The organism is Sulfurimonas iocasae (genome assembly GCF_047716755.1).
GTDB lineage: Bacteria > Campylobacterota > Campylobacteria > Campylobacterales > Sulfurimonadaceae > Sulfurimonas.
Genome location: NZ_CP180409.1, coordinates 2079456 through 2092906 on the forward strand (window position 1 = coordinate 2079456; position 13451 = coordinate 2092906).

A 13451-nucleotide genomic window follows, 5' to 3' on the forward strand; every position below is an offset into this window, starting at 1 on the left:
AAATTTTACATTAATGATTGGGAAATAGACTTGAACTGGCTAAACTTTTTTGACACTAAAATAACCCAACTTCGCCACCCATTTGGAAGAGGCATAAATGCTACTATATCTCCAGATGAGGAGAAGCTTTTTAATGCTTCTTATGAAGCATTTGAAAAACACGAAATCATAAAAGCTTATGAGTACTTTTTCAAGTCGCTTGAGAACTACTCTGGCGAAGATTCAAACCAAAACATTATTACTAAAATAGAAGATGACATAATGAGCTTTGAGATATATCAAGGCAGTGCAAAAATTGTTGGAACAGTTACACAAGAGAGTCTCTACGCTGAAGCTATTATAATAAAAGCAGCAGATGCAGAAGTTGCACTAAAGCGCTACATATTAGAGCGAAACTACCAACTTACTTATGCTTACTACTTTAGTGACAAAGAGTATATAAAACTAAAATTATTTCATGATAATGCAACTGTATCTCCACAAAAAATATTTTTTCCTCTAAGAGAGATAGCACTAAATGCAGACTTTGACAAAGAATATATAAAGACTGAGTTCCCACACATAACGCTTCAAGACACACAGCATCTAGTTAAACTTGATAATGAAGAATTAAAAATAAAGTATGAGTTTTTACACAAATGGATAGACGCACTCGATGCAAAGATACTTACTCTGCCTACAAATGACAATGCTGGTATGCAAGCATTTTTATATCTACATGTTCTTTTTAAAGTAGATTATCTCTTAGTTCCAAAGTGTGAGATATATCAAAAAATCAGTAAAAAAATACAACGCTACTTTGCTGATGAGAGCAATCCGACTGAGTTTAAAAATGAAGAACTTCAAAGATATATAATTAAACTCAAAGAGATGAGTTTTGAAGACTTTAGCACTAAATTTTACAGTGCAAAATATACTTTTAATCCTATGGAAAAAACTTCTCATGAAGAAATCAGTAACTTTATAAGTGAATCACTTATAAAAATACGTTGGTATAAAAGCAATCGCTACACTCAGATAATACCAACTATTTACAAATATATCTCTTTTTATATTCTTTACAACTATGGACTAAATCCTGTTACTAAAGCACTTATGCATACCTTGGTAGAGATTCAAAATCCAGCTTTTTTCAAAGCTCTAGATTACACTCCACTTTACGACGAGGAGAAAGAAGTCTTTGCCAAGAAAATGATTATTTCAAAAATAGAAGATGCTATCACTCCACATCTAAGTCAGTATAAAGAACTTGAGTCTTTTGGTGATAAGTTAAACTTCTCATCTCTGAATGAATTAAGCAATAGCTATTTATTACAGCTAAAACATCTAAATTTTGAGGAGATTTAATGAATACTCAAATAATTCTTGATACATATGTAGACAACATCATCCAAATAATGACACCATATGGCAGTGGTACTGGTTTTATTATTGGTGATTTAATCATTACAAACTCTCATGTTGTCGGTGGACTTAAAAAAGTCGTTATAAGTTCAAAGCAGATAAAAAGAGTAATTGCACAAGTTATTTATGATGACCCTGATTATGATTTGGCTTTTATAGATTCTCGATATGAAGTCATTAAAAATCCATTAAAACTATCTACAAACTTAGTAAAAAATGGTGATACTGTCATAGCTATTGGGCATCCATACGGGCTAAACTATACCTCAACTGAGGGAATAGTATCTAAATCTTCAAGACTTTATGAAGATTTAGAGTACATACAAATAGATGCAGCCATAAACCCTGGGAACTCTGGTGGACCGCTACTCAATATATATGGTGAAGTTATAGGTGTAAATACTTTCATCATACAAAATGCAAATAACTTAGGTTTTGCTCTTCCATATTTTTATGTTCAAGAGACACTTGAAAATTTTAAAAAGCTAGATGCACGAAACATCATCAAATGCCCATCTTGTAAAAATCTCATAAAAGAACAAGAGATTAAAAACGACTACTGCCCCCAGTGCGGCACAAAACTTGAAGTTGCGAAGCAAAGAAGAAAGGGTTATATTCCAACAGGTGCTACAAAACTTATGGAGGAGATTTTAGATTCACTTGGTGTAAATGTTACACTCTCAAGACGCTCACAAGCCTCTTGGAGAGTAGACCAAGGGAGTGCAAGAGTTGAGATAAACTACTATGAAAACGGTATCATCATAGGTGACTCTAAACTGTGCAGAATTCCACAAGAGAATATTGAGAAGATTTATGACTACTTGCTAAGTGAGAATGAAAAACTCTCCTATTTGCAATTTTCCATAAATGAAAACAGCATCTACCTATCTTATCTTATTGTAGATTCATCTCTTACATTTGATGAAGGCAAGATAGCATTTGATAGACTTTTTAAACTCTCCGACAAGTATGATGAAATACTTATAAATGAGTTTAAAGCCATAAAATTAAAACGAGACGAGGAAGACGAATAATGGGTAAATTTTTAGAGTTCAGTGTAGATCTGGACAACTTTATAGAAACGTTACAAGAAAAATTAGAACAAAATAATAAAAAAATAGATGAGCTTTTAAAAACAGAGCATAAAACATATGCCAACTTTGTAAAGCCACTACAAATGCTAGAGGAGAGACTAGAGCTGTTTTTTACTCCGCTCTCTCACTTAAACTCAGTAAACAACTCAGATGAGACACAAAAAATATATGCTGATAGCTTGCCAATAATCACAGAATACTCTACAAAACTATCTCAAAATCTAGATATTTACAATGCCTATAAAGAGATACAAAAGTGTGAAGCAGAGACTATAAACTATGAGCAAAACAGAGTCCTTGAACTTAACATCTTGCATTTTGAACTAAGCGGTGCTCACTTGGACGCAAAAGATAAAGAGAGACTTCAAGAGATAAATATAAAAAAGAGTGAACTCTCAAACAACTTCTCTCAGAACCTTCTAGATGCAACAAATGCTTATGAGTATGTAACTGAAAACAAAGAAGATGTAGAAGGCTTACCACAGAGTGATATAGAGAGTGCTAAGTACAAGGAAGAAGGAGTAACAAAATACAAATTTACTCTTCAGATGCCATCATACATCGCATATATGACTTATGGTAAAAATGCAAAAACAAGAGAAGACCTTTACAAGGCTTATGTAACAAGAGCACCCCAAAATGCAGCAATTATTGATGAGTTGTTAGCACTTAAAAATGAGATGAGCAAGATACTTGGATTTAACTCTTATGCCGAGTACTCATTAGCTTCTAAAATGGCAAAAGACACAACGAGCGTAGAAGAGTTTTTACAAACTTTGGTTACAAAATCAAAACATCAAGCACAAGAAGAGTTAAAAGAGGTTCAGGAGATAGCACCAGAGCCTCTACAAAGCTTCGATAGTGCTTACTACAGTGAGATACTCAAAAAAGCGAAATATGACATTGATGAAGAGTTATACCGTCCTTACTTTGAACAGACAAGTGTTGTAAACGGTATGTTTGACTTTTTAAATAAACTCGTTGGAATCAGTTTTAAAAAAGTAGATGAAAAACTTTGGGATGAAAAAGCAACTTCTTATAATATTTTTATAGATGATGAGTTAAAAGCAAGAATCTACCTTGACCTTGAAGCTAGAAAAAGCAAAAGAGGTGGAGCTTGGATGCACAACTGGCAAGCTCATTGCAAAGATGAAAATGGAGATATTCAACTTGCATCTGCATTTATAGTTTGTAACTTCCCTGCATCTAGCAAAACGCAAAAATCACTTTTACGTCATGATGATGTAGTCACCCTTTTTCATGAGATGGGTCACGCTATTCATCATCTTCTTAGCACTGTACATGAAAACGAAGTAAGTGGGGTGAACGGTGTTGAGTGGGATGCAGTTGAGTTTCCTTCTCAGTTTTTAGAAAACTTTGCTTATGAGCCAAAAGTTCTTAAACTATTTGCATCTCATAGTAAAACTGGCGAAATTATTCCAGATGAAATGATAGAAAAACTAGTTCGTGCAAAAAACTTTTTATCTGCTTCTGGAATGCTTAGACAATTAGAGTTTTCTATTTTTGACTTTAAACTTCACACTAAACTTTATCAAGGTGATGAAGTTCAAGAGCTACTTAATGAGATAAGAAAAGAGACAGCACTCATAAAGACTCCAGAGTATAACAAGTTTCAAAATGGCTTCGCACATATCTTCGCAGGTGGTTATGCAGCTGGATATTACAGCTATAAATGGGCTGAAGTACTTAGTGCAGATGCATTTTTTAGCGTAGTTGATGAGGGTATCTTTGGCTCACAGACTGCTAAAAAATATTTTAATATTGTTTTAAATGGTGGTGGAGCAAAAAGTATGGATGATTATTTTAAAGAGCTTATGGGAAGAGAACCAAATCCTCAAAATCTACTTAGGTTAAATGGCATTAAGTAGTGAAGTTTCTCATTGTACTTTTTAGCCTTTTCACCCTACTATTAGGAGATAATATTTTAAAAATAGCAACTTACAATGTAGAAAATCTCTTTGACTTAGAAAAAAATGGCTACAAATATAAAGAGTATATACCAAACTCTAAATCTCTTTGGAACAAAAAAAACTATAAAATAAAACTGCAAAATATCTCAAGAGTCATAAAAGATATTGATGCAGATATTATAGCCCTACAAGAAGTTCATTCACTCCAAGCTCTAAAAGATTTACGATTTACTCTTAAACAAAATGGACTCTACTATCAGTACTACTCTATTGCAGATAAAAAAAATACTGCCATTAAAGTTGCATTTTTAAGTAAGGTCCCATTTGTATATGCAAAAGAGTTGAGTGTAACATTATCTTATAAATACAGAAATATACTAGAAGCAAAATTTAGGTTAAATAATAATGATTTATACATATTTATCAATCATTGGAAATCAAAATCTGGACCTGAAAGTATGAGGATAACATCTGCAAAAACTCTTAGAAAGAGAATAACTGAGATAGGATATGACAAAAATATAATTCTTCTTGGAGATTTTAACTCCGACTATGAAGAATATATTAAATTCAAACGAAAAAGAAAACATAACGATACCAATGGTAAAACCGGAATCAACCATGTACTAAGAACTCTAAAACTGACTCAAAAAGCAGAAGATTTAAAGTATGAGAAAGACAACTTCTATAATCTTTGGTATGATACAGATGCTTCTAAAAGATACTCATATATATTTAGAGGGAAAAAAGAGGCCTTGGATAATATTTTAATCTCCCAACCATTGCTGGATAAAAAAGGCATCTCATATATAGATAGCTCTATTACTAACCTAGATGCAAAGTATCTCTTTAAAAAGAAAAATATTTATAGATGGCAGGTCTCTCGTGCAAAAATCCCAAAACATAAAGGGAAAGGTTATTCAGACCACCTACCTGTAATGGCAAAGTTTAGAGTTAAGTAAGACACCAATTTATCTCTTTTTTTTTGTTGGCCTTTAAATACTCATTTGATTTTGAGAATGGCTTTGAACCGAAGAAACCTCTGTATGAAGATAGTGGTGAAGGGTGAGGAGCTTTTAAGATTAGATGTTTAGTTGCATCTATGAGTTTTTCTTTTTTTTGAGATGGATTCCCCCACAAAATAAAAACTATATTTTCGTATTCTTGAGATAATTTCTTTATGACAAAATCAGTAAACATTTCCCAACCCCTGTTTTTATGAGAGTTAGCCTTTGCTTGCTCAACTGTTAAAACACTATTGATGAGTAAAACACCCTCCTCTGCCCAATGGGTAAGGTTACCTGAGCTTGGATATTTGCAAGTCATATCATCAACTAACTCTGTAAAAATATTTTTCAAAGATGGCGGTATCTTACACTCATCACAAACTGAAAAAGCAAGACCATTTGCTTGTTTTTCGCCATGGTATGGGTCTTGACCAATGATTACAACTTTTACATTTTTTGGAGGGATAAGATTAAAAGCTCTAAATATGTTTTCATATTTTGGATAGATAATTTTAGAAGCATACTCTGCATCTATAAACTTTTGTAACTCAATAAAATATACCTCTTGCATCTGAGAGCTCAAAAGAGCTGACCAATTACTACTTAATATCATTACACTTTCCTATATCTAATTCATAGTTTCACCCTTGACAGTATAGCAAGCTTGAATGATAGTTAATTAAAATTTACATTTAATATAAATTTAAATAATTTTTAGTTATACTCACTAATGTTAATATATAAGTCCAATTTATTGTAAAATAAGGACTGAAGCTTGTGAGTCTCTATTTTAATCAGTATTTGGCTTTATACTTAAGCCTTTTTATAAAGAATAACTTAAAAAGCAAGGAAAGTAAAAAATAGACATTAGTTTATTAACAATATTACTTCAAAGAACTATGCAAGAGCTAAAAATCTTGCAAGTTTGATTTTTTAAATACTCTTTGTTGTATTTCATTTCTAAAATTTGAGCAAAGAGTGTTTTGATAATCAAACTATAGAGTAAATTATATATTTGTCTCTATTTTGGTTAACAACTAGTACGGTAATAGCTTTAAATATTATTGCTATTATGAATGATTTAAGTACTAACTTGTGATCTTTAACTTATCACTGTTTATGACTAATTTGTAAATACACGATTTGGATTATAGGGTGTGTTGTATTTAAAAATAGAGTATATGATAGTTGCAAGTTTTCTTGAAACTGCAACAAGTCCCTCTTTTTTAGATTTGCCTTGACTTCTTTTAGTATCGTAGAGTTGCTTCATCTGTTTGTTATGTATCAGACAACTTACAGCACTAAGATATAGTGCATGCTTGACCAAAGAAGAGCCTCTTTTACTTAAGTGACCTACACTTTTAGAATTACCAGAGCTATTTTCTGTTGGAAAGAGTCCAAGATATCCTATAAACTTAGGTATAGATGGAAACCTCGTCAGGTCTCCACATTCACTAATAACAGCAGCTACAGTTTTATCACTTACTCCAGGTATGGTTTTAAGGTTATCAATAAGAGTGTTACTCTCTGGTAGCTCATCAAGTGTTGAACTATTAATGCCTTTTTTATCAAGCAAAGAGAGTATCTCAGCTTCAATAATATCTATCTCACTAAGATACATCTTTAAAAGCCTAATAGTACTTCTAATAGCTATTGCTCTTGCATCTTTAGCCTTACCTGAATAGATAGACTCTCTTGAGAGTTCTAGTAATCTTAGGGCTTTGTCTTTATTGAAGTTATTGCCTTGAATATGAGCAAATATCTTCATGATTCTATCAACGCTACTATGCTTATAGTGATATGCTGTTGGATACTTTTCAAGCAGAGCTAGACCACTTATGGTAAATGGATTTGTGAAGCTCTCAAACTCTGGAAATGTAACTGTTATTTGAGTAATGATTCTCTTCTTAACCTCTTTCATATCAGACTGAATAGAAGCACGATTTCTATAGAGTGTTCTAAGGCTCTGATACTCATCATCAGTTACATAACCTGATGAGTATTTGCCATCTTTTAAAAAGAGTGCTATAACTAAAGAGTCTATGTTGTCATTTTTTACTTTTTTCATAGTTATTTGTTCTCTATACCTTGAGGTTTGAAATGGATTGAGTAGTTTAACACTATAGCCCTTAGACTTTAAAAACTCTAAAAGGTTTTCACCATAAATACCAGTTGCTTCTATACCGATAATAAAGTCATCTTTATCTAAAGTGACACTATCTAAAATAGTAAGTAATTTTTCAAACCCTTTTAAATCATTGTTGATTTTAAAAGGCTTGTTAATAACCTTAGTTTCACTATCATCGATAACTGAAACAACATGAAAACTCTTTGCAATATCTATTCCTACGTAATACATCTCTATAATCCTTGTCGTGTAATCTTAAGTTGCCTAACAAAAAAACAAAAGTTAAATTGTTAGAATTCACAGCCTCGTTAATCTATGTGTTGTAGGTGCTAAAATAACAGCTACCCCAACAGCTTTTAATAAGTGATTAACAACTAAAGACACCAACTGGCTTAATGATGTAGTCAGTAGATATAAAATATTTTCATATCCTGCTATAAGGAAAAAAATGTTGTTTTATCTTTAGTCATAAACTGTGAAAGTTACAAGATTTGAAGTTAGTACTTCAATCTTAAAAGAGTAATACTTCTTTGCTTTAAAGTCAAAAAAACTTTAAAAAAGAACTACTTACTCATAAAAGAAATTATACGAGGATATAAAATGCTAAATAATATATCAATTAGAAAAAAACTTATTTTTCTAAGTATTGTAGTTCTATCTGTTATCATAGTTTTTTCTATAAAATCATCTTATGCTAATTGGAATAATTACAAAAATATAAAAAATACGGCTTCACTTATACACCTCTCTGTAAAGATGAGTGCTGTTTTACACGAACTACAAAAAGAAAGAGGTGCCAGTGTGGGCTTCTTAGGTTCTAAAGGAACAAAGTTTGTAGATATCCTACCTAAACAACATAATTCCAGTGATGTAAAAATTAAAGAGCTTATGTCATACCTTAGTCAATATCCTTCAAAAGCTACGAACGAAGTAGCTAAAGAGATAGCTTTAGATTCTATTGCAACGATGAGAAAAAAAGTACAATCTCAAAGTGTCAAGGTTAAAGATGCAGTAGTGTTTTATACAGCTTTAAATAAAAAACTAATTGATACGATCTCTCGCTTTTCAATAATATCTGAAGATATAACACTTAGAACTAACTTTAACAGCTTTGTTATATTTATCTCCTCTAAAGAGAGAGCTGGAATTGAGAGAGCTGTACTCTCAGGCGTATTTGCAAAAGACAAATTCACAAGAGCCACTGCTGCAAAGTTTGCTTCTTTAGTCTCTGAGCAAAAAGCACTAACAAACCTTTTTATCCATACGGCAAACAGTGATATGCAAAATGCATATAATATAATAAAAGCCGACAGTTCATTTGCAGCGGTAGATAAGTTTAGAGAAATAGCTTCTGAAAAAGAGAATGATTTTGGAGTAGATGCTACTGTATGGTTTAAAACAATTACTAAAAAAATCAATAAACTAAAAGAGTTTGAAGATACTTTGGCCAACTATACATTAAATATGGCAGCTTCTATGGTTTATACTTCAATGATGTCACTAATTTTCATATCTATACTATCGGCTATTGTGGTCTTATTCACCATGTACCTAACAAGAGATGTATCAAATGGTATCTCAGACTCTATAAATAGAGTTAAAAAAATAATTACTCAGATAACAACAGACGGTAATTTATCTATTGAAATAGAGAAAAAAATTGTTATTACAAATGAGATGGATGAAATCACACAATTGCTTGCAATGTTAGTAGACTTAATCAAAGATTTAACTAGCAGAATCAATACTTCTGTGCACAAAGCTTCACAAGGTGATTTTAGTTACGTTCTTAATGACAATGGACTGCATGGAGATTTTGCTGAAGCAATTCATAATGTAAAAGATGGCATATCTGCCATGGAAGAAGCACATGAAAAGCAAAATATTATTAATTTTAACTCAAATGTCAGAGCTGTAGGTAGTGTTGGTGACGGTCTTGAACTTATTCAAAGTGAAATGTCTAACGTAATTCAAGAGCTAAGTGAGGTTCAATCTACAACTAAACATACAGCTCAAACTTCAAATGATTCAATGAGTGCAGTAGAAAATATTTTAGAAAGACTACAAGTACTAGTTGAGCAAATCAATGATAGTAATGTCTCTATTGAGGGTTTAAATAACCAAACTAATGAGATTACATCTATTGTTGAGCTAATTAAAGATATCGCTGAACAGACAAATCTTCTTGCCCTAAATGCGGCCATAGAAGCAGCTCGTGCTGGAGAGCATGGTCGTGGATTTGCCGTTGTAGCGGATGAAGTTCGTAAACTTGCAGAGAGAACTCAAAAAGCCACTAGTGAGATAACTATCTCTATTAACTCTATGAAACAAGAATCTAATATCATCTTGGAAAAATCAGGAACAATGATTTCTATAGCAGACGAAGCTTCTAGTTCGGTTGATAACTTTAACACAACTATGAGTGAAATGAATTCAGATGCGGTAGAGATGGCTGAAATTATAAACGATATGGAGAACAAAGTATTTATTGTTTTAGCTAAAATCGATCATATTATTTACAAATCTAATGCTTATGACTCGATTGTAACAGCTGACAATAGCAAGTCATTTGGCTCACATACAGAGTGTAGACTTGGAAAATGGTATACAAGTGACGGTAAAGAGCGTTTTGGAAATACACAAGCTTATAAGGCCGCTCTTGAACCACATAAAATAGTTCATGATAGTGTACATAACTGTATTATTTATTTCAAAAATGAAGATACCAGAATAGAAAATGAAGAGAAAATTGTAGAAAAATTAAGAACGATGGAAGAAAACAGTGATAAACTATTTGTTCTGCTAAATGAAATGCTTCTTCAATATCATCATTAACAAGCCACTATAAGAATCTTATTCTTGTGAAAGTTCTAAGATAATTTTTTTTAGTTCATCTTTGTCAAAAAAGATATTTAATGATAGTTCATCACTGAACTTTTTTAAAAGTTCACCTTTTTTTGCAACTCTAGCATCCATATCATCCATCAATGGATCGAGTGCAAATTTAAGTTCTTGCTTATATCGATTGATGATATCTGCTCTCTTTTGTTCTTTACTTTGAACTATCTCAACCACATTGCTACGCATAGTCATTATAATAATGATGATAAAAATAACAATGCCAAGAGCAGAATAAACCATTTCACTATCCACATAAAACCTTTAATAAAAATATTAAACTATATCTACCGCAAGTATATCAAATTTTAACACTATTATGAGGTCTTTTACGATATCCTTAAAATATTATTTGACATAATGAAATATATTCATAAAAGTTAAAAAAAGTATGTAAAAATATAACAAATTTTAAAGGAGTAATATATGTCTCATACAAATCATTTTGAAGCAGATACTTACACATATAATGATTCACAAGTAAAAATAATTACTGTATTTACAGAAAATGGAAAATTAACTGCACTTGTAGAAGATGAGAATGGGGAACTCTTTGAAGTCGCAAAAGATTCTCTTAGAGGAAATATATAACAAATAATAATTTATCATTTTAATATTACTCTCATAAAGTAACACTATAAAGACTTTTTAGAGACATATATCTCATTGCTCACTACTTGCTCACTATTTTACAATATAATAATATAATTCTAAGAATAAGTGAAAAGAGTAATGAAATCAACAAAATATCTAGCTATTGACAAAAATATTATTTCTGAGGGAATTAGTTTAAAATTTAATATTTTTATGCTCTCTTCAGATGAAGAAATGTACTGCATCAAAGAGAATGGTATTTGTTTTACTCGTGATGATAAAGTTATTATTAGCTCTGCAGATATTTTATATGTTGATGAGGCTCAACATAATGAGTATGAAGAGTTTTACGAAACTTTTTTAGAGACTCAAGAAGAACTAAAAAACATTAAACTAGATAAAAAACCATCTGTTGCCTATAAACATGCTTCAAATGTACTAAGCAATCTCTTTTCTAATCCTGAAGATTTAGGCAATTATGAATCTTCCAAAGAAGTTGTAAATCAAATGCTAGAAACTATTTTAGATGATGATTTTACTATCAAATCTATAATGGATATTACTACACATGATTACTATACTCATACCCATTCTATCAATGTATCTATTTATGCACTGTGTTTAGGAGCATATTTGAAAATGCAACCAGAAACACTATCCGCACTTGGAGAAGCAGCTCTCTTGCATGATTTAGGCAAAAGTAAAGTAGATCCTGCAATCATAACTAAAAATGGAATATTAACAGATAGAGAGTTTCATGAGGTAAAAAAGCATTCTGAACTTGGCTATAAGTTAGGATTAAAATTAGGTATAAATAATAATGACGTATTAGATGGTATAAGATATCATCATGAGAAAATGGATGGTACTGGCTATCCATCTGGACTAAAAGGCTCAGACATACCATTTTTTGCACGTATTATATGTATATGTGATATTTTTGATGCATTAACGAGCAGAAGAACCTATAAAGAAGCCATGACAACATTTGAAGCTATAAAACTCATGAAACTAACAATGAAAAATCATGTTGATATTAAACTACTTAACAAAATGATAATGTTGTTTAGATAGCGTTTAAATTTTGTAACCTATTGCAACAAACCAGATACCATCTTTTTTCTCTAATTTAAGCGTAGTAGAATTTTTTATGACAATGTCATCAACTTTTTGTTTATTATCACTTTGAGAATTTGTTGAATAAATCGAACCATTGATTTTTTCTTTTGATGAGAATTTAGAACTAACAGTAATTTTGACACTTTGAGCAATGCTATTATATGCATCTGCTTTTGCTTCATCACTACTTTGTCCCTGTCCATAAGCTATCTTAGTATTTTCTTCTTTTATAGAGTAAAACCATTTTGGAGGAATGATATTTTTAATAACTTCTGAGTAATTTACATCTTCATCTTTAAGGCTTATATCATTGGAAACAAAAACAACATCACTCTGTCTAACGTACGCAGTATCAATTACTTCACATAGGTAAATTGTATTGTTATATAAAACTACAATTCCAACAAATTCAAGATTATCATCACTAAGTTTAAAATAAACAGATGGTTTTAAAATTCTAGTATCTTTTTCTATTTGTCTTGCAATTTCTTTATTTACATTAAATTTAATATTCTCTTTAAATCCATTTGTCCCAGACTTAACTTCTAAATAAATTTCTTCTTCGTATGGATTATAAGATATAAAACTTAACTTAGGTGTCCTGAATAAAGTGCTCAACATCAGTTCTGCAACCTTTTTGCTGTTATCATGCAGATTCATATTCCATTCATGTTCGGAATCTACTAAGAGCATTTTATAGTCGTATATTTTTTGTACATTTTCTCTATCTGTTAAAAATTTATCAAATGTAACTTTTTTATGCTTTCTTTTGAATTTATTAATATGCTCTTGTTTGAGTTGCTCAAAGAAATGACTCTTTAGTATATTCATTTTTTGAGCAAGCTTTAAATTTCTCTCTTTTATATCATAAATTTTATTCTTTCTTAGGAACTTTCTAATAATAATCTCAGAATTATATTGTGAGGCACTACTCCATTTGATAAAATTTTCATCTCTTTTTTTCAAGACTGTCTCATCATCTGATAAAAATTTAACAAAAGAGGTTTCATAAAAATCGGAGCCTAAACCATCGACTGAGTTGGAAATACTTTTTGCCGCTTCTGTGGTTGTGTTACTGGCACTTTTATAAGCAGCTTTAATATTATAAAGTCCTTTATCTATTGGTTTTAAACCTGTTTCCATAGTTGCACATCCGGATAAAAGTATAAATGATAAAAGTAGTGATGAAATGTATATATATTTGTAATTAGTGTTCAAATTAATCTCTCTTATTTAAACAACATTCTACAATTTTATAATAATATAATACTTAAGG

General features: G+C 31.1%; 11 protein-coding genes. 7 read left to right on the forward strand and 4 right to left on the reverse strand.

What is annotated here, in order from left to right:
* The first annotated feature begins 30 nt into the window (after positions 1–30).
* From ACLHDE_RS10545 to ACLHDE_RS10560, 4 genes are read left to right on the forward strand one after another with little or no spacing between them, the layout of a single operon-like run.
* Positions 31–1347, forward strand: coding sequence for a hypothetical protein (locus tag ACLHDE_RS10545; RefSeq protein WP_415396378.1), 1317 nt, complete (start codon positions 31–33; stop codon positions 1345–1347).
* Positions 1347–2438: a trypsin-like peptidase domain-containing protein gene (locus tag ACLHDE_RS10550; RefSeq protein ID WP_415396379.1), complete on the forward strand. Its 1092-nt coding sequence runs from the start codon at positions 1347–1349 to the stop codon at positions 2436–2438. The genes ACLHDE_RS10545 and ACLHDE_RS10550 overlap by 1 nt, the downstream gene beginning before the upstream one ends.
* A complete protein-coding gene (locus ACLHDE_RS10555) occupies positions 2438–4387 on the forward strand; it encodes a M3 family metallopeptidase (RefSeq protein ID WP_415396380.1) in 1950 nt (649 codons plus the stop codon). Before ACLHDE_RS10550 ends, ACLHDE_RS10555 begins: the two co-directional genes overlap by 1 nt.
* Entirely contained in the window at positions 4387–5391 is a 1005-nt protein-coding gene (locus ACLHDE_RS10560) for an endonuclease/exonuclease/phosphatase family protein (protein ID WP_415396381.1), read from the forward strand. Before ACLHDE_RS10555 ends, ACLHDE_RS10560 begins: the two co-directional genes overlap by 1 nt.
* Here the strand turns inward: ACLHDE_RS10560 and ACLHDE_RS10565 are convergent.
* Both ACLHDE_RS10565 and ACLHDE_RS10570 read right to left on the reverse strand, forming a co-directional pair.
* Positions 5384–6049, reverse strand: coding sequence for a uracil-DNA glycosylase (locus ACLHDE_RS10565; RefSeq protein ID WP_415396382.1), 666 nt, complete (start codon positions 6047–6049; stop codon positions 5384–5386). The two genes, ACLHDE_RS10560 and ACLHDE_RS10565, sit on opposite strands and share 8 nt — an antisense overlap.
* 510 nt (positions 6050–6559) lie before the next feature.
* Positions 6560–7795, reverse strand: coding sequence for an IS110 family transposase (locus tag ACLHDE_RS10570; RefSeq protein WP_415395806.1), 1236 nt, complete (start codon positions 7793–7795; stop codon positions 6560–6562).
* A 369-nt stretch (positions 7796–8164) separates the two neighbouring features.
* Between ACLHDE_RS10570 and ACLHDE_RS10575 the strand changes: the two genes are divergently transcribed.
* On the forward strand, positions 8165–10399 hold the full coding sequence (locus tag ACLHDE_RS10575; protein ID WP_415396383.1) for a nitrate- and nitrite sensing domain-containing protein: 2235 nt from the start codon (positions 8165–8167) through the stop codon (positions 10397–10399).
* Between the two features lie 18 nt (positions 10400–10417).
* Here the strand turns inward: ACLHDE_RS10575 and ACLHDE_RS10580 are convergent, their stop codons facing one another.
* Entirely contained in the window at positions 10418–10717 is a 300-nt protein-coding gene (locus ACLHDE_RS10580; protein WP_415396384.1) for a hypothetical protein, read from the reverse strand.
* A 171-nt stretch (positions 10718–10888) separates the two neighbouring features.
* Between ACLHDE_RS10580 and ACLHDE_RS10585 the strand changes: the two genes are divergently transcribed.
* Both ACLHDE_RS10585 and ACLHDE_RS10590 read left to right on the forward strand, forming a co-directional pair.
* A complete protein-coding gene (locus ACLHDE_RS10585) occupies positions 10889–11053 on the forward strand; it encodes a hypothetical protein (protein ID WP_415396385.1) in 165 nt (54 codons plus the stop codon).
* Positions 11054–11194: 141 nt separating this feature from the next.
* Complete coding sequence (locus tag ACLHDE_RS10590; RefSeq protein ID WP_415396386.1) at positions 11195–12130, forward strand: HD-GYP domain-containing protein; 936 nt, start codon at positions 11195–11197, stop codon at positions 12128–12130.
* 3 nt (positions 12131–12133) lie between these two features.
* Here ACLHDE_RS10590 and ACLHDE_RS10595 read toward each other — a convergent pair whose 3' ends face one another.
* Positions 12134–13318, reverse strand: coding sequence for an LPP20 family lipoprotein (locus ACLHDE_RS10595; RefSeq protein WP_415396387.1), 1185 nt, complete (start codon positions 13316–13318; stop codon positions 12134–12136).
* Positions 13319–13451 lie beyond the last annotated feature (133 nt).